The organism is Acinetobacter sp. I-MWF (assembly GCF_025433935.1).
Classification (GTDB): domain Bacteria; phylum Pseudomonadota; class Gammaproteobacteria; order Pseudomonadales; family Moraxellaceae; genus Acinetobacter; species Acinetobacter guillouiae.
Window position 1 is genome coordinate 2,017,040 of record NZ_JAMBAR010000001.1, and the last position, 23,698, is coordinate 2,040,737.

The window sequence follows — 23,698 nt, forward strand, 5'->3', positions numbered from 1 at the left end:
TCCGCAAATATATTGGCTAGTTGTTTAAATGAACAGTGACTTTTGCAGCCGTTTCTTGTGCAAGTTCACGTGCTTGGTCTGTTGTTTCAGCACGTGCTGTTGCCACGCCCATACGACGACGTTTAAATCCTTCAGGTTTACCGAACAGGCGTAAGTCTGTCGCAGGATTTTGCAAAGCAAGATTTAAGCCAGCGTATGAAAGATTCTTTGCATCTACACCTGCATAGATTACAGCACTTGCAGCAATACTATGTCGTTCAGTATTGACAGGTAAACCCAAAATCGCACGTGCATGTAATTCAAATTCGCTTTGGAATTGTGATGCAAGTGTGACTAAGCCTGTATCGTGTGGACGCGGTGATACTTCACTAAACCATACTTTATCACCTTTTACAAACAGTTCTACCCCAAAAATCCCACAGCCACCAAGTGCTACAGTGACTTTATTGGCAATGCGTTTGGCTTCATTTAAAGCTGCTTCTGTCATTGCTTGGGGCTGCCAACTTTCTACATAGTCGCCTGAATCTTGACGATGCCCAATTGGGTCACAATAAGCGGTTTCAATTTCACATGTTTCTGGATTTTTCGAACGTACAGTGAGTAAGGTGATTTCAAAATCAAAGTCAATTTGTGACTCAACGATGACTGTACCTTGATTTACCCGACCACCAGTTTGAGCATATTCCCAAGCTGCATCAACTTCAGCATATTCTTTGACACGAGATTGCCCCTTACCAGAGGAAGACATTACAGGTTTAACAAAGTTCGGATAACCAATGTCATCACATGCAGAACGGAAGCTTTCTAAGGTATTGGCAAAACGGTAAGCGGAAGTGGGTAAACCAAGTTCTTCCGCCGCTAAACGACGAATCCCTTCACGGTTCATGGTTAAATTCACTGCTTTTGCCGAAGGGATCACGGTTGCAATATTTTGTTGTTCGATTTCGACTAATACTTGAGTAGCAATCGCTTCAATTTCTGGAACAATAAGATTGGGTTTTACTTTTTCAATTAAAGCTTTTAATTCTGTTGCATCTGCCATGTTTAAGGCATAAGAGAAATGAGCAACTTGCATGGCAGGTGCGTTTTCGTAGCGGTCTGCCGCGTGAACTTCAACACCAAGTCGTTGTAATGAAATCACCACTTCTTTACCAAGCTCTCCTGAACCTAACAGTAAAACTTTAAATGCAGATGATTGAAGTGGGGTACCAATAGTAACGCTCATGCTATTCTTCCATGCTTGTCTTATGGACTGTTAGCATAGCAGAACTCAGGCGTGTGTTAAGGGCTGATTGACATAAAATAATGATATTGTCTAACAGATTTTTTTATAAAGTTTTTAGCTTATAGGCGGTTTGCCACTACAAATGAAGTGGCTTTGAATTTGCGCAAGGAAACTGATCAAGAATTTTTAATTAATTCTTTTTACGAACCAACAGAATCAACGCAATGAGGCAGATCAGTAGTTCTACAAAAAACGACCAATGCAGTATAAAGTTTAACCACCATGGCTGATAACGTGAGCTGACTTCAAAAAACACATAGGGTTGATCAATAAACGGTGCAAAAAGCCAAACATCACCTACAAAAGTATCCAAGCCAATATGTAGCAGGGCAGCACCCGAAAAAAGACTGATCATCAGGGCAGGTTTAGCCGTGTATTTTGAATGGATGAAATAAAATAAAGCGATTAGAAAGATTGGAATCCAAAATGAAAACCAATGTAAAAAATACTTATGGTGATGAACCGATCTATGATCGAATAAATAGAAATAGAATAGATCAATATCAGGAAAAACTGCACCAAGCATAATCAGCGTAAAAAAAGCTTTATTGGTGATTTTTGTCTGTTTAAATTTCTTGAGTAAAAGTTTAGCCAGTATATAGCCAGAAGGTAAGTGTGCGATAAACATATCAAGTTGCGTATTTTAAATATTTTATTTGAAAGTAATCATACACAACTAATTAATTCACATGGTTTTTTATTGTAAATTAATTAGATGAAAGCATTTTAAATCCGAAAGACTTTAAATTTACACGCTGATCTGCTGATGCATTAAAATATGCTTTAATCAACAAAACTACAGATAGGTATAGACCAAGCCATAGGCCAATGCTGCTGTGAGTGTCGCCAAAACGATTCTTTTAAATTTAAAATACAATCCTGTGAGTACAATAAAGCCCACCAACATCGCAAAACTTTTATTTGGAGTTTCGATCAATGGTGGAAGAGTGGCGACAATTAACATTGAACTGATTGCTGCAATTCCAATACTGCCTAATGCAATTTTTAACCATGTTGCGCCACGAGTTTGTGTGTGTTGTTGGCTTTTTTGCAGCAGATAGAATGGACCAAAGCGTGAAGCAAAATTTGCAATACCGACCAATATCCCCACCAAGATAATCTGTAAATCCATTTTAAATACTCACTTCATCAGTTTGCTTTAAAACATAATGTTTAAATAGTCCTGCTAAAATCCCAGATGCAATCCCAATAAAAATTGCTGCCGACATGTTGATAAAATAACAGGCCAATGCTGAAACCACTAAAGATACGGCAACCACAAAAGTATGTTTTTTCTCAAAGGCTGCTAGTAAGAAGCTTAAGAACAATGCAGGTAACAAAAAGTCTAAAGCGGCTTGTAAAAATTGCGGCAAGTCGCTGACTTGATCTGCAAATAAACCACCTAAAAATGAACCCAAGGCCCATGACATCCAGCTAAACAAGCTGAGTCCTAGCATCCAAGACTCTGACCATTCTTGACGACGTTGGGAAAGTTTAATCATTCCAGCCGCAAAAACTTCGTCGGTTAAACCCCAGGCCCATACTGCGGTCTTTTTAAGGTTTAAACGGTCTTGAATCAGGTTTTGTAAGGCTGGCCCATAAAGTACGTGGCGAATATCCAGTGCAATGACTGTAAGTGCTGTCATCCAAATAGATGTACCACTGCCCAATAATGCAACCACAAGAAATTGGCTAGCACCAGCGTACATAGAGCAAGATAGAAATAAGGCTTCCCATGCACTAAAACCAAATTGGGTCGCGGATACACCAAAGGCAAAAGATACAGGCAGATAAGTAAAGATGATGGCTTGACTGTCTTTAGCGCCTTGCCAAAAGCCAGCAGTTTGGACTGAGGGATTGTGCTCTGACACAGGACACCTAAAACGAGAGTAAAACAAAAGGTAAAATCAAGATTGTGTATTCTACCCGAATTTACTAGCATAGTAGCGAAATGTTTATTTAGGCGTAACTTTATGTTCGCAAATCAGTCGAAATTATTATTGAGTATGACCTTGGTGTTAGGTGTTTTAGGTTTACAAGCATGTGGTAATTCATCTTCTGAACCTAAAGAAAAAGTTGAAATTAAAGCTGCGCCAAAACTAACCAATGATGCGACAACCTATGCCAATGAAGCATGGAAGCTGATCAATCAGGTGGAACCCTTTGTCTACCGTAAGCAATTGAATTTGATTGAAGACAATGTACGTAAACCTTTACGGAAACTCAGTACCGACTGGCGTATCAATGTCAAAATGACCGATTCGGTGACAGAAGGTAAATACGCGTTGTGTCGTAAAGCCATGACCAGTTTAGATACTTGGGCAAGATCGACATTGGAAAAAGATGGTGAAATGCAAAAAAATCAAGCGCAATATGAGCGTGATAAAGCCCAGTGCAAAGATGCAATTGAAAATCCAAGTTTAGGCAATACCAAGGCAAATAATAATATTTTTTAACAGACCCTAGTAAATGGCGCAAATATGCGCCATTTTTTATTGATACAGATCTAGGTTAAGTACGTTCGGTGTTACTTAAGGTTTTAATGGATTGGTTGATGCAGTTTTCACTGCTTTGTCTTTGGCAGCAGTTGATTTTGCAGCGGCGCCATTTTTTACTGCTTTGGTTGTTGCTTCAGCTTTTGCTTTGCTTGCAGCAGTTTCAGTTTTTAGCTTTGTTGCTGTTTCTTTCGGTTTCGCTTCAACAGCTTTTGTTGCAGCTACACTTTTGTCTTTTGCTTGCGTTGCATCAGCTTTGGCTTTTGTACTTGCAGCCGTTGCTTTTTGAGTCGCTTGAGCTGCAGGATTAGCCGCAACACATTTGCCGCCTTTATGGTTTGGACCTGTACCACCAACCAATGTTGTGCCTTTAGGGCAAGCAAAAGCAGAAGCGCTAAGTACAGTGAATAATCCCGCTGTGAGCAATGTTGTGATTTTTTTCATTTATTTCAACTTTTATTGAGATGGCATTAGCGCCTCGCTAAAATATAATTGTATTTTTCACAAAGTAGAATAGATTATTTGTATATTTTATTTATAAAATGATTATATATTCCAGCCGTTTAAGGTGAATTTAATATTTGTCTAAAAGTAGAAAAGTGATGTGTTAAATTAGAGTTGGCCGAGTGAGTGAGCAATAGAATGTAATTGCTTGATATCTAAAATTTCTATTTTTTTAAAGGCAATTTTTAAAACGCCTTGTTGTTCGAGTAAATGTAATTCTTGGTTAATGGTCTGACGTGAGCATTTGAGCAGCAATGCCAATTGTTCTTGTGATAAATGAATGATGTTATTTTCAATACGGATATGATTGCCATAGCCGTTTAAGATAAACATCAAACGCTGAGCTAATCGTTGTCGTATATGCTGGGTTTGAATTGAAATGAGTTCTAAAAAAGCAAAGCGAAGTTTTTGACTGGTCAATTGGGCGATATGGAACCAATATTGCGGATAGTCATTTAAAATTTTCTGAATCGCTTGGCTGGGGAGATGTAAAATTAAACATTTTCCAACAGCAATGGCATCATGAGAACGTGATTGCTGATCCACCAAAGAAATTTCTCCAAACCACATAATCGGTTCTGCAATAGCAGCAACGGATTCATTTCCTTCAATATCAATATAACCTAAGCGTACCCGACCATCTAAGACCGCATAGATGCCATTAAATAGATCGCCTGATCTGAAAATCGCTTGATCACGCTCAAATTTTTGATAATGGGCTTGTTGTTGAATCAATTGTTGAAAAGGAATAGGCAGTTGTGAATACCATAAATTCTTTGATAATAATTCAAGGTCCGTTGAATTCAGCACAATATGTCCTTTTATGTATCATTGTTAATTTTTGCTTTGATTTTCAAATATATCTAACAGCATAGTCAGTAGGATAGAAAGTTCCTTAGATAAAATCAGTAGCGATAAGCACTGAGTAGAACCATTTACAATCCTCCTTTAAGGGCAGCAATTTAGCGTGAATATGACAGAGTCACTGGCCATAATGTATCAATAAATTTATTGTGAAAGCTGTTGTTATCTACTTCTTTGCAAATTTAAATGAAAAATCAATTCAACTTGTCAGCTAGACGACAACTTTTATCTTAGCGCTTTTATATAGTGAAATGAAGAGATTAACAAGGACGCTGAAAATGAACAGATTAGAACAACTTCTTAGCCAGTACGCAGCTTATCATTTAGATCATAAAAATGTATTTACGCATTTTATTGGTATCCCGATGATCGTATTTTCAATTATGTGTTTAACGGCTAGAGCAGGGGTGATGCTTTCAGGTTTTGAAATCACTTTGGCATTGATTCTACTGATTTTAAGTGTGATTTATTATTTAAGTCTGGATAAATCATTCGGCTTTTTAATGTTGCTTATTTATGCAGTAGCCTATCCATTTGCCTATAAAATTGCTCAATTAGGCATGGGAACTTGGCTAAGTATCAGCATTGGTACTTTTGTTGTAGGATGGGTATTCCAATTTGTAGGGCATTTTTATGAAAAGAAAAAACCTGCATTTGTTGATGATTTAGTCGGTTTAGCGATTGGTCCATTATTTGTCTTAGCTGAGTTTGTATTCTTGCTGGGTTTTCGTAAAGATCTACAAAAAAAAATGCGAGCAGAAGCCAGAAAGCAACGTAATGCAATGGATGAAAAATCATTAGACGCTTTACACGCGAAATAATTTGAAAGATAAAGAATCTAGTTCATGATAAAACCCTTTAAGTCAGTAATTTAAAATGACTTAAAGGGTATCGACTTCTATATTTTTGTTTGTTTTAGAATAAGAATTCTTTGATAAATATCACTAAACCAAAGAAAAAAATGGCGCAACCAATATAAAATTTTATTTTTTTAATCAGTGAAGAATTGAACATTGGCATCGTCATATGGTCTGTATAGTATTTCATTGGATTGCTTCTAAATAACGGCGATTCACTTCTTCCCAATTCACAACATTATAAAATGCCGCAATATATTCGGGACGACGATTTTGGTATTTTAAATAATAAGCATGTTCCCAGACATCTAAAGCCAGAATCGGAATATTGCCATTCATCAGTGGTGAATCTTGATTGGCACTGCTTTCTACGATGACTTTCTTTTCAGGGGTTACGCTTAACCATGCCCAGCCACTACCAAATCGTGTCAGTGCTGCTTTGGTAAAGGCTTCTTTAAAGTTTTCAAAACCGCCAATATCTCTGTCAATTGCTTCAGCGATTTGTTTAATTGGCTCTCCACCGCCTTGAGGGCTCATTACTGTCCAGAATAAAGAGTGGTTGGCATGACCACCACCATTATTAATCACGCTATTTTTAAGATCAGCAGGAACTTCATTCACTTTTGAAACCAGTTCTTCAATCGACAACTTTTCCCATGCTGTGCCTTCAACTGTGGCATTGATATTATTGATATAGGTTTGATGGTGCTTGGTATGGTGGATTTCCATTGTTTTTGTATCAATATTAGGTTCAAGTGCATCGTATGCATAAGGCAGTTGTGGAAGCGAGTAAGCCATGAATTAATCCTGTGATGTTAAGTATAGTGGTAATGCTAATAATTATCATTATTATATATGAACATCAAAAGTGCAACCTACTTAACTTTATTATTGTGTAGCTGATTTCAAAATAGAGATGATCAATTGAGGCAGGGTTTAGCGATAGACGTTTGGCGCGTTTTAAGATGTAAATAAATATCGCGTATATTTACTGGAATATTGTAATTTTAAATGTTGATTTTTTTATAAAAACCTGAATACGTGTTTCATTAAAAACAGGGCTGACCTTATAGAGATGAGATGAATGATCGAAATAGTCCGCAAATCAATCAACAGATCGTTGAATCTACATTTAGAAAACAAGTTTTAAATATTCGTCAGACATTTATAAACTAAACGAAAACCAGCGAAAGATTCTATGACGAAAAAAAACAGGTTGAAGAAGTCTTCAACCTGTCTCATTAAAGCATGAGATCCGTTTATACGTTAAAACGGAAGTGCAATACATCACCATCTTGAACGATGTAAGTTTTACCTTCTAAACGCCATTTTCCTGCTTCTTTAGCGCCGTTTTCACCGTTGTATTGGATGAAATCATCATATGCAATACATTCTGCACGAATAAAGCCTTTTTCAAAGTCAGTGTGGATTACACCCGCAGCTTGAGGTGCAGTTGCTCCCACTTTTACAGTCCAAGCACGAACTTCTTGAACACCTGCTGTAAAGTAAGTTTGTAAGCCAAGTAAGCTATAACCTGCACGAATTACCACATTTAGACCTGGTTCTTCCATGCCTAATGCTTCAAGGAATTCAGCGCGATCTTCATCATCCAACAATGAAATTTCAGCTTCGATTTGGTTGCAAAGCGGAACAACGATTGCATTTTCCTCAGCAGCTAACTTTTTCACAGCTTCAAGGTGTGGATTGTTTTCAAAACCATCTTCTGCAACGTTTGCAATATACATGGTCGGTTTTAATGTCATTAAACCAAAACCACGCACAAGTTTACGCTCATCATCATCTAAATCAGCTGCACGAGCTGGCTTGCCTTCATCAAGTAAAGGTAGAATTTTTTCTAAAACAGCTTTTGTTGCAAGCGCTTCTTTATCACCGCTTTTTGCAGATTTTGCCAAACGTGTAACGGCTTTAGTTACAGTTTCCAAGTCAGCAAGTGCAAGTTCAGTATTAATCGTTGCAATATCATCTAATGGATCAATTTTACCATTTACATGAATTACGTTTTCATCTTCAAAACAGCGTACAACATGTGCAATTGCATCAGTTTCACGGATGTTTGCAAGGAATTGGTTACCCAAACCTTCGCCTTTAGATGCACCCGCAACTAAACCTGCAATATCTACAAATTCCATCGTAGTTGGAATAACACGTTGTGGCTTAACAATGGCTGTTAATTTGTCTAAACGTGGATCAGGTACAGGTACGATGCCTGTATTTGGTTCAATGGTACAGAATGGGAAGTTTTCCGCAGCAATAGCAGCTTTAGTCAATGCATTGAAAAGTGTAGATTTACCAACGTTCGGCAAGCCGACAATACCGCAATTAAAACCCATGAAATAACTCACAAAGTGTTATATAAAAATTGCGGATGATTTTACATGAAAGCCATGACAAAGTCAGGTCTGCGACCTATAAGTTTTAAAATCAGATCATCTCAAATATATCAAGTGCTACATATTTGCCTGAGATCAGCACTTTTATTGAACAAAATGAGCATTCTAGGGGGTGACAATTGATTTAGCATGATTTTTATAAGTGGATCAAATTAAGTAAAGTTACTGTCCTGCATCCAACAACGACATCCATGTCGCCCTACAGATGTATAAGCCTTGTATCATTCAACAAGGCAAAAGCTGAATCTATTTTATTTATATTGATGCGAATTAAGTTAATTGGAAAAACTTAAATCTTCCGCTTATCCAACTGGCTTGCCAAACTGTCACCAAATGCTTGAACGATCATGACCAAAGCCACCAAGACCACAATCACAGCAAACATCATTTGCATATCAAAGCGTTGATAACCATAACGGTAAGCAATATCACCTAAGCCACCAGCACCAATTGCACCCGCAATTGCAGAGGAGTTAATCATGGTGACAATTGTGACTGTAAAACCAGCCACAATACCGGGAAGGGCTTCAGGTAAAAGTACATGCCAAACGATTTGCTTACGGTTACAGCCCATCGCTTGTGCAGCTTCAATTAGACCTTGATCAACTTCACGTAAGCTAACTTCTGCAATACGGGCAAAGAATGGTGTCGCTGCTAAAGTTAATGGAACAACAGCTGCCCAGACTCCGTAACTGGTTCCGACAATCCATCGGGTTAAAGGAATCAGCGCCACCATTAAAATCAAAAAGGGAACAGATCGAGTAATATTAATCACCGTACCCAATGCATGATTAATCTTTTTAGATGGATAAATCCCTTGTTCAGATGTATTGACCAAAATCACTGCCAAAGGTAAGCCAATCAAAAAGGCAACAATGGCAGATACGCCAACCATCAGTAAGGTATCTATGGTTCCTGTCAGCAATAAATCAATGAGTTGGTCTTGCATAGCCAAGTACCTCTATTTGTGCAATTTGATGTTTTAACCTTTCTTGTAAATTATGCAAGTCTAAATGGGTTTGTTCAGTACCGACAATCAGCGTTCCAATCAAATGGTTTTGGATATTGTCGATATGACTTTGATATAAATGTACCGATTTTTCAAAAACTTGAAAAAGTTCTACTAAATCAGGTGAGTTTTTCGGATCGGTTTCATAGCGTAGCTTCAAAATGCTATGGGTTGAATCTTGTTGCAACGCTGCATGCACTGGAAAGGGCAAATCGAGTTGTTCTAGGTTTAACAATTCTTGTGTGATTTTCTGCTGAGGTTGTGAAAACACGGACCAGACTTGTCCTGACTCAACGATTTCACCATGTTCAATCACCACCACTTGATCGCAAATTTCACGAATCACTTGCATCTCATGGGTAATTAAAACAATGGTAATCCCCAATTCTCGATTGATTTTTTTCAGCAAGGATAAAACCACTGAGGTACTTTCTGGATCAAGTGCAGATGTTGCTTCATCACACAATAAAATTTCAGGATGATGCACCAGCGCACGAGCAATACCAACACGTTGCTTTTGACCACCAGACAGTTGTGAAGGGTAGTTATGTGCTTTATTTCCTAAACCGACCAGTTCTAAAACATCGTTAACACGTGTTTCAATTTCAGCTTTATCGACATGGGCAATTTTTAAAGGCAATGCCACATTGTCCCAAACTGTTTTGGCAGACATTAAATTAAAATGCTGAAAAATCATCCCAATTCTTTGACGTGTTTGAATCAACTCAGCATGACTGAGTTCAGCCAAATTCTGTTGATGAATATGAATACTGCCTTCAGAAATACCTTCTAAACCATTTAAGGTTCGGATTAAGGAGGATTTACCTGCACCACTTTTACCGATGATGCCGAAAATCTTGCCTTGAGGAATATCTAAGTTGATATTTTTTAACGCATGGATCTGTTGATCTTGCCCATCATAGTATTTATTCAGATCACGAATTTTGATATGAGGGACTGAAAAATCAACATGCGAACCGAAACTCACCATTTCTATTCTCCTTATTTCCAGCCTGCAAACCACATATCTTTGCCGAAATCTTTATCTAAAATATCTCGAACTTGCTGTGAGTTTTGGAAAGCTTGAATAAATTTCTCTAACTTTTGATTTTTGTCTTGATAATCGGTACGTGTCACAAAAAGAATGGCGTACTTTTTATCAACGGGATCTAAAAACAGGGCACTATGCGGATCGGCTTTTTTTGCCATATTTAAGTAATGCGGAAAACCAAAAATTAGATCTGCATCATCATAAGCTAAAGCTGTTTGTGGACCTTCAACTTCTAAAAACTTCAACTGTTTTGGGTTTGAAACAATATCTTGAAGTGTGGAAAGTTCATTGTTGATGTCTTTGATTTGAATTAACCCCGCACGGTGTAACAAGATCAAAGCACGCGCAGAGTTGACGGGGTCACTCGGGATGACAACACGAGCATTTTGAGGTAAGGCCGCTAAGGATTTATATTGTTTTGAATATAAACCGACATGGCTGCCACTACCTATACCAAAAGCATGCAAATCGTAATTGGTTTGCTTAATGGCATTCTTTAAAAATACACTTTGTTGGAAAAAGTTAGCGTCAATGTCACGGTTTTGTACCGCAACATTGGGTGCTTGCCAATCTGAAAATTCGACCAGTTTGACATGGATACCATCTTTCTCTACCTCTTTGGCAACCGTTTGTAGTAATTCGGCATAAGGTGGGCTAATGCCAATCGTGAGTACATTATCCTTTTGTTGATTTTGTACATAACGATAGGCAAAAAGTCCTAATAATACGATGACAACAGCAAGACCAATCAGCAGGTTCTTGTTTTTGAGTTTGGAAACTTGAGACATGAGTTGTTCCTTATTTCCAACCTGGGAACCATAAATTTTCACCAATATCATCATTCAAAGCCTGTTTGACCTTGTCCGAAGTTTGGTAAATTTTTACAAATTCTTTTAACTGTTTGGCTTTTTCTGGATGCTTTTGCTCATAGTCATCTTTTACAACAAACAAGATGGCATAACGTGTATTGGTATTATCATCGAGTAATAATGCTTTGTTTGGATCAATGGTTTTTGCAAGACGTAAATAAAGTGGGTAGCTAAATACTAAATCAGCATCATCTACAGCACGCGCAGTTTGAGGTCCTTCAACTTCAATAAATTTAAAGTTTTTAGGGTTTGAGGTAATGTCTTGTAAGTTTGATAAATGGTTATTCGGATCTTTCAAGGTGATGAGTTTTGCCTGTTGTAAAAGCAACAGTGCGCGACCTTGGTTGACTGGGTCATTTGGAATCACCACACGTGCATTTTCAGGTACAGCCGTTAAAGAATCATATTTTTTAGAATATAAGCCCACATGAGTTGCAACACCTGTGGCAATCGGTTTCAGTTTAAAATTAGTTTCTTTTAACGCATTGCTTAAAAATGGTTGGTGTTGGAAATAGTTTGCATCAATATCACCATGATTCAGTGTGATATTCGGTGTGTTCCAATCTGAAAATTCCACCAGTTTAATATGAATCCCTTGTTTCTTGGCTTCCTCTGCTGCAACTTGTAAAGGCTTGGCAAAGGGTGGGCTAATACCAATGGTGATTTCTTCTGAACCGGCTTTTTTATGTTGGTTCCAATAAAAAAGTCCTGCAATCACGGCAATAATGATCACGCCAAGCAAAATAAATTTATTCTTGGAGCCTGATTTTCTGGATGGATTACCATTTGCAGGTGAGTTTATTTGAGTCATGTGACACCCCTTAAAGTGAAATTATTCAATTCATCATGTTTGCTGATTAGGATATTTAGGCAGTTTGCTTTTGCCGATCTGCCGTTTCGATGCTGTTGTTATGATTTGAGTTTTGACATCGAAAATCAGCAGCAGGGTGTTGTTGGGTTAAATGATCACCTTGTTTAAAGATTTTGTTGCGTAAAGAACCATTTTCATATTTGGTTTTAAATCTGCCACGTTGTTGCAGTTCAGGAATCACAAAACGAATAAAGTCATGATGTGATTCAGGCGCAACAGTACGCGTTAGGTTAAAACCATCAATACCTGTTTCATCAATCAACTGAATTAATTTTTCAGCAATTGTTTCTCCACTTCCAACAATCAGTGGATAACGACCACCGAGTTGATGCTGTGCTTTAAGATCGTTAGGTGTGATCTGGTTTTCCTTAAATTTATTATTGACTGAAGCAATACTGTTGGTTTGTTGATATGGGATGGCTTCATCATCAGCATATTTGGATAGGTCGATACCGACTGAACTTGAGAAATGTGCTAAACCAGCTTCAGGACTTGCATAGCGAGCATATTCAGCTAATTTCTCTTGAGCTAACTCATCTGTTTCAGCTGTAACCACTGTGATTCCCACAAAGATTTTAATATCTTCTGGATTACGGCCTTGCTGCACAGCCAGTTCTCGAATCTTATCCACTTGTTGTTTGATTTTTGCAGGTTGGTCCCCTCCAATAAATACACATTCCGCATGACGTGTGGAGAATGCTAAACCGCGTGGTGAAGCACCTGCTTGAAAGAGCACAGGGGTACGCTGTGGTGACGGTGAGACTTGGAAAACACCTTGGCTTTGATAAAAGCGCCCTTGATGGTTAATTTGATGAACTTTTTTCGGGTCAGTAAAAATACGCTTTTGCTTATCTTTTTGTACTGCATCATTTTCCCAAGAACCTTCCCAAAACTTATAGCAAAGCTCTAAAAATTCTTCAGCTTGCTCATAACGTAAGTCATGATCTTTTAGACTTTTTTGCCCAATCAAGCGTTCAGCACTGTCCAAATAACCAGTGACAATATTCCAGCCAATCCGACCTTGTGTCAGATGATCTAAACTCGCGAAGCGCCGTGCGAATTGGTACGGTGTTTCATAACTAAGGTTCACGGTCACGCCAAAACCTAGATTTTGGGTTACCGCTGCCATTGCTGAAATCAGGGTAGATGGGTCATGACTCGGCAGTTGAATGGACTCTTTTAAGGTTAAATCTATACCATTCTGGTAGACATCATAAACACCGGTAATGTCTGCGATAAACAGCCCATCAAATAAACCTTGCTCCAAGGTCTTAGCGAGATCAGTCCAGTAATTGAGCTCATTAAAACGATGAGATTCATCACGCGGATGGGTCCACAAGCCGTGATTGATATGGCCGACACTGTTCATGTCAAAAGCATTGAGTAAGATTTGTTTTTTGGATGCTGTATGTTGAGATGTATTTGTCATTACAATGTCCCTCTGCGTGGTGGAAGGATGTTGTTTAATACATAGTTTCCAATAAAATAATATTTCCAGCGTGATGCATCATGCAGTGTATGTACCCGTACATTGCGCCAATGTCGATCTAAACCATCGGCACGTTGACTACCCCGACTTCCAGCCAACTCAATCAATTTTGAAGATGCTTTTAATGCTGTTTCTGTGCTGTGTGCACGGACTTTAGCTACATCTAGTGAGGCTTTGGCAATATTTTCAACTGTAGGTAGTGGTTTTGCCGCATCAATAGATTGAGCAGCTTGTTTTAATAAAACCTCACTTGCTCTTACATCCGCAGCAACACGACCTAATTCATAAATGGTCAGTGGATCTTGGTCTGCACGTTCTACATTGGCATCAATCCATGCGCGTGCTTTTTTAACCCGTTCTATTGTTTCTTCAAATGCTGCACGCGCAATGCCTGTTTCAATCGCAGCATGCATAATTTGTGCAAATGGTCCAACGAGGGTGGGTTCAGAAAATGCGGTGTCAAAACGAATGACGTATTCAGATTCAACAAAAACTTGATTGAATTTAACGGTGCCACTGCCCGTGGTTTTTTGTCCAAAGCCTGACCAATCATTGATACGTTGTAAGCCTTGTGCATCGGCCGAAATAAAAGCTAAATATTCACGTTCTTCAGCATCACGGACTAATGTTGGAATACGATGGGCAAATAGACTGCCTGTGCAATAGAACTTTTCCCCATTGACCACATAACCATGTTCAGTTTGACTAATTTGGGTATGCTTTTGTGCCGCAGTCTTGGTCTTAAATTCAGCGAGGGCATTGCCAAAACGAGCGCCTTGGAGTACTTCACTATAGAGTTTTTTCTTTTGCTGCTCGGTGCCTGTATTACGTAATACTTCCAGTGCATAAAAATGGTTTTGTGGGATTTGACCAATAGAGCCATCTACGCCACTGAATAATGCAATTATTTTAGCAACAGTATGGCTAGATACTTCTGCACCACCATATTGCCGCGGTACTGTGATCGCCCATAACCCAGATTGACTAAAAGCTTCAACCTCATCAAAAGGTAAAATTCTTTCAGCATCACGGAGTACCGCATTCTCTCTAAATTGTTGACTCAACTGTTGCGCGATTTCTAAAGCTTCTTGATCATTTTGAATAATATGTGCTTGTGCAAAGGGATGATTGTGCACATCCAATGTTTTATTGATATCTTGATAAGTTGTCATATATATTTCCCTGATGAGTAACAAAGTCGTTTAACTTTAAATCCACGCATGGCGCTGATTTTGCGTACCATTTAAGTAATAGTTTCCAATGGCATGAAGTTTCCAACGCACAGGGTCATGTAAGGTATGTACACGAGCATTACGCCAGTGTTGATCGAGATTATGAGTTTCTAGACTTGAGCGACTACCGCCTAATTCAAGTAGCTTTTCAGAAATAAGTAGTGCTGCATCATTGGCATACACTTTTGCCTCAGCAACGATAATGGAGGCTTTACTGGCTTGTTCAGGACTGACGATGTCTTGTGAATCTAACTGATCTAAATATTCTGCGGCTTCATCCAGCAATAAAATCGATGCATCGAGTAAGATATTGAGCTTACCGACTTCTTGTAGGGTATACGCTTCAAAACTGGCTTTATCCACATTGGCATCAATGATTGGGCGTGCTTTATGGATTGCAGATAAAGTATCTGCAAAGGCAGCTTCTGCAATGCCCACATCAATCGCAACCTGAATCAGTTGTGAGTACGCCCCACGATATTTTGACGCATCGGCAAGTGGTTTTTCATCCATAATAAGATCTGGATGAACCACAACATTCTTTAAACGCACTGTGCCACTTGCTGTTGTACGTTGTCCAAAGCCATCCCAATCATCAACAATTTCAACACCGTCAGCTTTTGCATCAATAATCGTTAAAACAATATGACCATCTGGGTGAATTGCACGTATCGCCAACCAATCGGCAAAATATGAACCCGTTGAATAAAACTTCTCACCATTTAAAAGGTATTGACCATTGATCTGTTCTAAACGTGTTTCAATGGTGCGGGTATCTTTGGTATTGCGTTCTGGGCCACCATTAGAAAGCCGTTTACCATTTAAAATTTCAGTATAAATAAACTGTTTTTGCTGTTCATTGGCAATATGCTCAATGGCATTTAACAAGCCAAATTGATTTTGAGGAATCTGACCAACACTGGCATCTGCCTTGGATAAAATACGGAAAACATGCGCAAGGGTTTTATTTGAAACTTGAGCGCCACCATATTTTTTGGCAATACGAATTCCGCCTAATCCTTTGAGACTTAATTCTTGTATGACATCAACAGGTAAAATTCGTTGTTGATCACGTATATTTCGTTCTACCAAAGCAAAATCAGCAACTTGGTAAGCTGCATTTATTGCTTGTTGATCGTTTTGGATCACAAAGGCTGAGGTAGAAGAATTCAAACTAGACATATTGGCACCTTTCAATAGATACCAAAACGCTAAGCAATATTGTGGTAAAAATTAAACGAACTATTGTGCTTAACTTATCTAAAAATATTGTTAGGATAAAAATCGCAAAGTTTTTTAATATTGAATATAAGTTAAATAATTGAAATTTATTATTTATTTTGAGTTTATCAGGTCTGAATCTTAGTCAGAGTTAGCTTTGTTATTCCTATCACGAATAAAGAATAAAGAAACTGATATAACCATAGAATAAGCATTGGGTCATATGACGAGCGATTGAAGTAAAAAGTACATTGTAATTCAGGTGATGAATGTCTAAAGTACACAAGATTACTCAGGATTAATCTTAACTTTTAGATTTATCTAAGCTTTTAATTAAAAAAATAATTTGGAGACTACATGCGTACGTTGTACCAATTCCCACTCTCGCATTACTGTGAAAAAGCCCGTTGGTTGCTTGATCATAAAGAATTGGATTTTGTTGCGCAGAATTTAATCCCAGGTGTCCATCGAGCATTTGCACAACTTAAAACAGGGCAAAACAAGCTGCCTATTTTAAAAGATGGAGAACGTTTTATTGCGGGGTCGACTCAAATCGCATTGTATCTAGATGACGTTTATCCTGAACATCGACTGCTTCGTACAGATCACACGCTTCGCGAAAAAACCTTAGAAATTGATTTGATTGCCAATGAGTTAGGTATTCATGTACGCCGTTGGGGATTGGCACATGCTTTAGCAGAAGGCGATGAACCGTTAGAAATTATGATTGGTGAAAAAGGCTATTTACGTCAATTTGAAAAAATTTCAAAGCCTATTCTTAAAACCATGGTTTCAAAAAGTTATCAATTGGACAAAGAAAAAGTCGAAGAATCTAAATACAATTTAGAGCTGACTATCGACAGTTTAAATAAGATTTTGATTGATAACGGTTGCCGTTATTTTGTTGGTGATCGCCTTGGTTTGGCAGATATCTCGGTATGTTCAATCCTTGCGCCGTTATTAGAATTACCTGCGACACCGTGGGAAAAGGAATATGCAGAGAATATTTCTCAAGAATTTATCGAATTTAGCCAACATTTGTTAGAACTGCCTTTAGGGCAATACGTGAAAAGAATTTACGCCACTGAGCGCAATGCACGTGTAGATTGGCGAGGAATGTAAGATTTCAAAGCAAGAAACTCTCCAATTTACTGAAAAATTAAGTATCATAGTGTGGAATTGGAGATTTTTTAATGCAGAAGTTCGTAATTTTAGGTGCGATAAGCACTGTTTTATTGATGGCGGGTTGTACTGAGAAAAAGCCTGCAACTCCTGAAGAAATTTGGAAAGGTTACTGTACCAGTATTGGTAATGCTGCACGTTCTATTACTTTAGATCGTCAAAATGGGATTACCAAGAAAGAAGCAATTGAGTATGCAAATAAAGTCACTGATCCAACAACTAAGGGCTTTGTACTTGAGTATTTAGAGAAAGTCTATGCATTGTCAGATGCAGAGCTAAAAGCGGATAAAGATGCAGTTCAAGCAAAGTTTAAGAACGAAGCATTTGAACAATGTCTAAATACACCGCATGATCCGAAAAAAATGCCAGATTATAAACCGTTCTAAGGAGCGGTTTTTTTATAGCTTAAAGCACAACAGCAGGCGATATACCTGATCAGCAGACAATGAAAGAATACGATTTGTGTACATTAGAAACGTGAAGTTTGAGTAATCAGTACATGCAGGCTTTTGAGTGTCCATCCCTTTAAATCATTTATGTGTATTTTTGAATAAAGATTACGATGACGTGGTTTTTTTATGTTGAGTTATCGAGAATATATAAGTAATCGACTAGCCTCGTCACAAAAAATGATTAGCATAAAAATTGAAAAGCATATATACAATATAGAAATAGAAAACAAAAAGTAGCATAGGAGTGAGACAATGGAAGTAGTTGCTTATTTACATAATGCAGATTTGCTCTTAGAAGATGACAATGGTGTCGCTGTGATTAGCGGAAGTCATTATGTGCTGAGTTTAGGAGATCAAGTTTTTTTCCAAGAAGTCATTGATGAACGAGCAAAGTTATACCAAGTGAAAATTTCATTTGCGTGTACTGAACATTCAATGTTTCATGAAGATGAAGTGCAAATGAAATTTGAAGGTTGTCGTACGGAATTCCAAAAGTATGTAGACAGTACGACAGTCCACTAAGGTGGAATGTACTTTGTTCTAAAAAAAAGGCAACATATGTTGCTTTTTTTATGGCTGAAACAGTCTAAAGGCAAGGTAAACAAAACTTCAATCTTAGTAAAGTGAAGTTCATGTTTTACAAAGATAAGGGTCTGCTGGCATTTCATAAATGGCTTGCGTTGTAGGCTAAAATTGAGCAGGCAAGGCATGAAACGAAGAGAATAGCGAAACTATTTTTGAGTTTCATAACGCAGACTGAGATAATTTTAGCCACAACCCTGAGCAAGAACAAAGCACTGCTTTGTTTGCAGCGCAAGGCGCAGCGGGGGGACTAGAGTGTTTTTTGCTGCTACATCGTTACGAACTATTCATTTAGAATGACTAAATTTCATATTTCATGCCTTGTATCATCTAAAAAACACTCGTAGTCGCAAACGTAGACGAATTGTCAACAGACCCTGTATTTTTAGAGCTTTTTCAAATTAATTTGAGAAATAATTTACATAAACGTCTGATGAAAGCGTACTGTGTAGATCTGTAGTTAAATGAAGCGAAAAGTGATGAGTATTTATTTATAAAATAATGGTCATCACGAATTAATACGCTCATTGCATTAACTTTTGGCTTGATTTTTAGTAAAATTTGACAGTCCATATTGCCTGTGAAGCTTTAATAAGCAGGAATTCACAGGTAAATTTTTAAAAAGAGGAATTACACCGTGCTAGAAGCTTACCGCCAACACGTTGCAGAACGTGCCGCACTCGGAGTCCCACCGAAGCCACTTGACGATGCTCAAACTGCTGACTTGGTTGAATTACTAAAAAATCCACCAGCGGGTGAAGAAGCATTTTTAGTAGATTTGCTTGAAAACCGTGTTCCAGCAGGTGTTGACCAAGCTGCATATGTAAAAGCTGCTTTCTTGACTGCTGTGGCTAAAGGTGAAGCGACTTCTCCATTGGTTTCTAAAGAGCGTGCGGTTTACTTACTAGGTACTATGCTTGGTGGTTATAACGTAGCACCTTTGGTTGAATTACTTGACGATGCTGCACTTTCAAGCTTAGCTGCTGAAGCATTGAAAAAAACGCTTCTTGTATTTGATGCGTTCCATGACGTTGCTGAAAAAGCCAAAGCGGGTAATGCAAATGCACAAGCCGTTATGCAATCTTGGGCTGATGCTGAATGGTTTACTAGCCGTAAAGACGTTCCAGAAGAAATCAAACTTACTGTTTTCAAAGTAACTGGCGAAACAAATACTGATGATTTGTCTCCTGCACAAGATGCTTGGAGCCGCCCAGATATCCCATTGCATGCAAACGCAATGCTTAAAAACGTACGTGATGGTATCAACCCAGAAGTTCCTGGTGAAGTTGGTCCATTAAACCAAATCAAAGAACTCATCGCAAAAGGCAACCAAGTTGCTTATGTTGGTGACGTTGTTGGTACGGGTTCTTCTCGTAAATCTGCGACTAACTCAGTGCTTTGGTTCTTTGGTGATGACATTGCTCACATCCCGAACAAAAAAGACGGTGGTTACTGCTTAGGCTCTAAAATCGCTCCAATTTTCTTCAACACAATGGAAGATGCTGGTGCGTTACCTGTAGAGATTGATGTTGCTAACATGAACATGGGCGATGAAATCGTTCTTAAAATTGATCATGCTGCAGCAAAAGTCACTGCTTTTAAAGCAGGCGAGCAAATCGCTGAATCTGAGTTGAAAACGCCTGTTCTTCTTGATGAAGTTCGTGCGGGTGGTCGTATCAACTTAATCGTTGGTCGTGGTTTGACAACTAAAGCGCGTGAAGCTTTAGGTCTTCCAGCATCTACTTTATTCCGTGTTCCAGTTCAACCTGAAAACACTGGTAAAGGTTTTACTCAAGCTCAGAAAATGGTTGGTCGTGCTTGTGGTCTTCCAGAAGGTCAAGGCGTTCGTCCAGGTACTTACTGTGAACCGAAAATGACGACTGTTGGTTCGCAAGATACGACTGGTCCGATGACTCGTGATGAATTGAAAGACTTAGCTTGCTTAGGTTTCTCTGCTGATCTTGTGATGCAATCTTTCTGTCACACAGCTGCATATCCAAAACCAGTTGACGTTCAAATGCAACATACGCTTCCTGATTTCATCATGAACCGTGGTGGTGTTTCATTACGTCCAGGTGACGGTATTATTCACTCTTGGTTAAACCGTATGCTTCTTCCAGATACAGTTGGTACTGGTGGTGACTCACATACACGTTTCCCAATCGGTATTTCATTCCCAGCGGGTTCTGGTCTTGTCGCGTTTGCTGCTGCAACTGGTGTTATGCCGTTGGATATGCCTGAGTCTGTACTTGTTAAGTTCAAAGGTAAAATGCAACCTGGTATCACGCTACGTGACCTTGTACATGCAATTCCTTACTATGCGATTCAAGCGGGTGACTTAACTGTAGAGAAAAAAGGTAAGAAAAACATTTTCTCTGGTCGTATCTTAGAAATCGACTTAACAGAAATGGAAACTGACTTAACTGTAGAGCAAGCATTCGAACTTTCTGATGCTTCTGCTGAACGTTCTGCTGCTGGTTGTTCAATCACACTTTCTGAAACGAAAGTTGCTGAATACTTGAACTCTAACATCACAATGTTGAAGTGGATGATTTCTCAAGGTTATGGCGATGCACGTACTATGGCTCGTCGTGTTGAGAACATGGAAAAATGGTTAGCGAATCCATCACTTCTTCAAGCTGATGCTGATGCTGAATACACTAAAGTGTATGAAATTGATCTTGCTGACATTAAAGAACCAGTTCTTTGCTGCCCGAACGATCCAGATGACGCTAAACTTCTTTCTGACGTTCAAGGCGTTAAAATCGATGAAGTGTTCGTTGGTTCTTGTATGACGAACATTGGTCACTTCCGTGCTGCTGGTAAATTACTTGATAAAGTACCAGGTGGTTCATTGTCTACTCGTCTATGGTTGGCTCCACCAACACGTATGGACGAGCATCAATTGATGGAAGAAGGTTTCTATAACATTTATGGTAAAGCTGGCGCACGTACTGAAATGCCAGGTTGTTCATTATGTATGGGTAACCAAGCACGTGTAGCTCCGAACACTACTTGTGTATCGACTTCTACACGTAACTTCCCGAACCGTTTAGGTCAAGGCGCAAATGTTTACTTAGCTTCTGCTGAGCTTGCATCTGTTGCTGCGGTACTTGGTAAATTACCTTCTCCAGAAGAGTATCAACAATATGCTGCTCAAATCGACAGCATGTCTGCTGACATCTATCAATACTTGAACTTCGACAAGATGGGCGAGTATACAGATGCTGCTAAAGACATCGATACTAAGAAAATTGCTGCTGCTCAATTAAGCTAATTTATTGAAAAATAGATTAAATTGAGTTAAAACTAAGGGCTGATTATTCAGCCCTTAGTTTTTAGATATAGTGTGTATAGAATTGAAATGATGCAAAAATTAATCACAGTTTTAAAGGATTTATCAGAAGAGTTTAATCTCGAACATTATGACTGGGGAATTCCAAGTAGTTGTCCAATAGAAATTCCAGAACTAAATGACTCTAATTTTGAAAAAAATAGATACCTAAAAGAAAATTTAAAAGATTTTTTATTAAAACAGCAATCTTTAGATTGTTATTATTGGATTATCCAACAGTGGGGTGGCATAGGTTCTTTTAAGCAAAATGACGTTAATGATGCCAGAATCAAAAAATTTATAATTGAAATGGGGCAAGATAAATTAACTAAAAATTCATTTGATTGTATTTCTTCATTTTCTAAAGTTGCATCATTTATTAATCCTGATGATCATGCAATTTATGATTCAAGAGTGATTTATGCATTAAATTGGTTAATTTTTAATTATGCACCTGAAATAGAGTTGTTTTATCAACCTTTAGGGAGAAGCTCTGAGTTAGCTAAATATGACATGCAAACGATTTTTCGATTAAGTAAGAAAAAATATGTGTACAGAGGTAATAAAAGTGCTTACCAAGACTATTGTAAATTGATGAAAGAGTTATCAATTGAGGTTTATGGAAAAGGCAGTAAGCCATATTTACTGGAAATGCTTCTTTTTGTAATCGCACCAATTAAAATTGTTGGAGAAATTGAGGCTAAAGTTTCTGTTGCTATAAATTATTAAATATTAATAAAATAAAAGGTATTGGTGAGTATTTTGCTTTAAATATGGAATACTCATATTTTTAATATGTTATTGATAGAAAATGCTTAACTATACATTTTTATAATATCAGTCATCATCTTTTTAAAATCTAAAATAACCACATAATGATTGATGCTCGATGGATCAAAATCAGTGTTCACTGAATCAAATAATGCATTTGTTAGTGAGTTGATTTCTAGGTCATCGACAGGACAAGATGAGTCTAAATTAAAATACTCAATATAATAATTAACTTTTATTTTTGCATATTCTGAGTATTTAAAACCAGATAGAATGAGTTCTTGATCATCATTGCTTAGATTTTTTGAACATATGGTAAATAATAATGCGATGCAGAAATAGTCAAACTCATCTTTATCAACTACTAAAATATTTAAATCGATAAAATAGTTTTTAAGCATACTTTGAATCAAGGTAAACGAACTTGCTAAGTCCGCAGATAAATTTTGAATAATATTAGAATAAGGCATCATTTTTTTAAGTTTTAGTGAATCAATGGGTATTGTATTGCAAAACTATTGTTTTGTAAAACAATACTTATGGTGCAGAATATATTGCATTGCAATACGTCTAAGATACTTTGTTAAGCTAATATCAAAGAATGAATATAGGTCATGCAATACGTTATTTGAGAAAACGGAAAGGCTGGACTCAGCAGCAATTAGCCGATTTTTCCAATACTTCAAAAAGTAATATTTCCAATCTTGAGAATGGCAATCAAGGGTACAGTCCTGCAATACTTCAGTACCTTGCTGAGGCTTTTAATTGCACTGTAGCGCAATTGTTTTTATTGGCAGAAAGCTTAGATGATGATGAAAACATTGCTGAGAACTGGGATCAGATGCCCATAGATGCACTATTTATACAACTGCCTAAAGATATTCAAGATAATTTAAAACAGCTTATACATAGCTTGATTAAAAATAAGTCTTAATCCTATATCTCCATATTTATTAATATTCTACGATTGATTTTCATTTTCTATTTATTTCATTATGCATAATGATTTTAAGCAATTTAATCTAACTTGATATAATTGAAATCATCTCGTATGTGTCTTTGAAATTTATCACTTTTATATTCTCACTGTGTTTTAAAATAATAATACTCATTTAACTTATAGATAAAATGATCAGACAATAAAAAGCCCCTTATTCAGGGGCTAGTCGTATAGATCACTCTATACTTATATAAGGCTCATCTCATACTGGTTGTATTA

Annotated in this window: 24 protein-coding genes; 8 read left to right on the plus strand and 16 right to left on the minus strand. The window is 37.7% G+C overall.

All coding sequences use genetic code 11. The features are described from left to right. Window positions 1-16 precede the first annotated feature (16 nt). The 4 genes from purT to M2R48_RS09300 all read right to left on the minus strand — a co-directional run bounded on the left by purT (window position 17) and on the right by M2R48_RS09300 (window position 3,156). Window positions 17-1,225 (minus strand): formate-dependent phosphoribosylglycinamide formyltransferase, encoded by a 1,209-nt coding sequence (purT, locus tag M2R48_RS09285; protein WP_262085897.1) that lies wholly within the window; start codon window positions 1,223-1,225, stop codon window positions 17-19. Between the two features lie 190 nt (window positions 1,226-1,415). Continuing rightward, window positions 1,416-1,913, minus strand: a complete 498-nt coding sequence (locus M2R48_RS09290) for a metal-dependent hydrolase (RefSeq protein ID WP_056510742.1) — start codon at window positions 1,911-1,913, stop codon at window positions 1,416-1,418. Between the two features lie 168 nt (window positions 1,914-2,081). Next, window positions 2,082-2,417 carry an L-valine transporter subunit YgaH gene (ygaH, locus tag M2R48_RS09295; RefSeq protein ID WP_056510745.1) on the minus strand — a complete coding sequence of 112 codons (336 nt, stop codon included), beginning with the start codon at window positions 2,415-2,417 and terminating at the stop codon, window positions 2,082-2,084. 1 nt (window position 2,418) lies between these two features. Further along, window positions 2,419-3,156, minus strand: a complete 738-nt coding sequence (locus tag M2R48_RS09300; protein WP_004720941.1) for an AzlC family ABC transporter permease — start codon at window positions 3,154-3,156, stop codon at window positions 2,419-2,421. A gap of 102 nt (window positions 3,157-3,258) precedes the next feature. Between M2R48_RS09300 and M2R48_RS09305 the strand changes: the two genes are divergently transcribed. Next, complete coding sequence (locus M2R48_RS09305; RefSeq protein WP_004720940.1) at window positions 3,259-3,741, plus strand: hypothetical protein; 483 nt, start codon at window positions 3,259-3,261, stop codon at window positions 3,739-3,741. 75 nt (window positions 3,742-3,816) lie between these two features. Here M2R48_RS09305 and M2R48_RS09310 read toward each other — a convergent pair whose 3' ends face one another. After that, on the minus strand, window positions 3,817-4,224 hold the full coding sequence (locus M2R48_RS09310) for a hypothetical protein (RefSeq protein WP_262085898.1): 408 nt from the start codon (window positions 4,222-4,224) through the stop codon (window positions 3,817-3,819). A 168-nt stretch (window positions 4,225-4,392) separates the two neighbouring features. Then, on the minus strand, window positions 4,393-5,094 hold the full coding sequence (locus tag M2R48_RS09315; RefSeq protein ID WP_262085899.1) for a Crp/Fnr family transcriptional regulator: 702 nt from the start codon (window positions 5,092-5,094) through the stop codon (window positions 4,393-4,395). Between the two features lie 332 nt (window positions 5,095-5,426). Between M2R48_RS09315 and M2R48_RS09320 the strand changes: the two genes are divergently transcribed. Then, window positions 5,427-5,969 (plus strand): DUF962 domain-containing protein, encoded by a 543-nt coding sequence (locus M2R48_RS09320; RefSeq protein ID WP_262085901.1) that lies wholly within the window; start codon window positions 5,427-5,429, stop codon window positions 5,967-5,969. A gap of 222 nt (window positions 5,970-6,191) precedes the next feature. Here M2R48_RS09320 and M2R48_RS09325 read toward each other — a convergent pair whose 3' ends face one another. From M2R48_RS09325 to M2R48_RS09365, 9 genes are all read right to left on the minus strand, one after another. Further along, window positions 6,192-6,803 carry a superoxide dismutase gene (locus M2R48_RS09325; protein WP_151801703.1) on the minus strand — a complete coding sequence of 204 codons (612 nt, stop codon included), beginning with the start codon at window positions 6,801-6,803 and terminating at the stop codon, window positions 6,192-6,194. Window positions 6,804-7,264: 461 nt separating this feature from the next. Next, window positions 7,265-8,356: a redox-regulated ATPase YchF gene (ychF, locus tag M2R48_RS09330; RefSeq protein WP_004720929.1), complete on the minus strand. Its 1,092-nt coding sequence runs from the start codon at window positions 8,354-8,356 to the stop codon at window positions 7,265-7,267. Between the two features lie 349 nt (window positions 8,357-8,705). Then, a complete protein-coding gene (locus tag M2R48_RS09335; protein WP_004720927.1) occupies window positions 8,706-9,365 on the minus strand; it encodes a methionine ABC transporter permease in 660 nt (219 codons plus the stop codon). Next, window positions 9,346-10,416, minus strand: coding sequence for a methionine ABC transporter ATP-binding protein (locus tag M2R48_RS09340; RefSeq protein ID WP_262085902.1), 1,071 nt, complete (start codon window positions 10,414-10,416; stop codon window positions 9,346-9,348). The genes M2R48_RS09335 and M2R48_RS09340 overlap by 20 nt, the downstream gene beginning before the upstream one ends. Before the next feature lie 11 nt (window positions 10,417-10,427). Further along, window positions 10,428-11,264 carry a MetQ/NlpA family ABC transporter substrate-binding protein gene (locus M2R48_RS09345; RefSeq protein ID WP_262085904.1) on the minus strand — a complete coding sequence of 279 codons (837 nt, stop codon included), beginning with the start codon at window positions 11,262-11,264 and terminating at the stop codon, window positions 10,428-10,430. Between the two features lie 10 nt (window positions 11,265-11,274). Further along, a complete protein-coding gene (locus M2R48_RS09350) occupies window positions 11,275-12,156 on the minus strand; it encodes a MetQ/NlpA family ABC transporter substrate-binding protein (RefSeq protein WP_262085905.1) in 882 nt (293 codons plus the stop codon). A gap of 55 nt (window positions 12,157-12,211) precedes the next feature. After that, window positions 12,212-13,645 carry an LLM class flavin-dependent oxidoreductase gene (locus M2R48_RS09355; protein ID WP_262085907.1) on the minus strand — a complete coding sequence of 478 codons (1,434 nt, stop codon included), beginning with the start codon at window positions 13,643-13,645 and terminating at the stop codon, window positions 12,212-12,214. Further along, a complete protein-coding gene (locus M2R48_RS09360) occupies window positions 13,645-14,877 on the minus strand; it encodes an SfnB family sulfur acquisition oxidoreductase (RefSeq protein ID WP_262085909.1) in 1,233 nt (410 codons plus the stop codon). Before M2R48_RS09360 ends, M2R48_RS09355 begins: the two co-directional genes overlap by 1 nt. A gap of 36 nt (window positions 14,878-14,913) precedes the next feature. Beyond that, window positions 14,914-16,119, minus strand: coding sequence for an SfnB family sulfur acquisition oxidoreductase (locus M2R48_RS09365; protein WP_105712788.1), 1,206 nt, complete (start codon window positions 16,117-16,119; stop codon window positions 14,914-14,916). Window positions 16,120-16,515: 396 nt separating this feature from the next. Between M2R48_RS09365 and M2R48_RS09370 the strand changes: the two genes are divergently transcribed. The 5 genes from M2R48_RS09370 to M2R48_RS09390 all read left to right on the plus strand — a co-directional run bounded on the left by M2R48_RS09370 (window position 16,516) and on the right by M2R48_RS09390 (window position 22,437). Further along, the gene (locus tag M2R48_RS09370; RefSeq protein WP_262085911.1) at window positions 16,516-17,280 is read left to right on the plus strand and encodes a glutathione S-transferase family protein; all 765 of its coding nucleotides are present in this window, start codon (window positions 16,516-16,518) and stop codon (window positions 17,278-17,280) included. Between the two features lie 71 nt (window positions 17,281-17,351). Continuing rightward, a complete protein-coding gene (locus M2R48_RS09375) occupies window positions 17,352-17,726 on the plus strand; it encodes a hypothetical protein (RefSeq protein ID WP_004821171.1) in 375 nt (124 codons plus the stop codon). Between the two features lie 318 nt (window positions 17,727-18,044). Further along, window positions 18,045-18,314 (plus strand): hypothetical protein, encoded by a 270-nt coding sequence (locus M2R48_RS09380; protein ID WP_004720907.1) that lies wholly within the window; start codon window positions 18,045-18,047, stop codon window positions 18,312-18,314. Between the two features lie 697 nt (window positions 18,315-19,011). Continuing rightward, window positions 19,012-21,651: a bifunctional aconitate hydratase 2/2-methylisocitrate dehydratase gene (locus M2R48_RS09385; protein ID WP_004720906.1), complete on the plus strand. Its 2,640-nt coding sequence runs from the start codon at window positions 19,012-19,014 to the stop codon at window positions 21,649-21,651. An 87-nt stretch (window positions 21,652-21,738) separates the two neighbouring features. Then, a complete protein-coding gene (locus M2R48_RS09390) occupies window positions 21,739-22,437 on the plus strand; it encodes a hypothetical protein (RefSeq protein WP_262085912.1) in 699 nt (232 codons plus the stop codon). A gap of 86 nt (window positions 22,438-22,523) precedes the next feature. On the opposite strand, the gene M2R48_RS09395 is transcribed toward M2R48_RS09390, so the two are convergent. Beyond that, window positions 22,524-22,952, minus strand: coding sequence for a hypothetical protein (locus M2R48_RS09395; RefSeq protein WP_262085914.1), 429 nt, complete (start codon window positions 22,950-22,952; stop codon window positions 22,524-22,526). A gap of 128 nt (window positions 22,953-23,080) precedes the next feature. On the opposite strand from M2R48_RS09395, the gene M2R48_RS09400 reads away from it, so the two are divergent. Then, a complete protein-coding gene (locus M2R48_RS09400) occupies window positions 23,081-23,413 on the plus strand; it encodes a helix-turn-helix domain-containing protein (protein WP_004720899.1) in 333 nt (110 codons plus the stop codon). Window positions 23,414-23,698 lie beyond the last annotated feature (285 nt).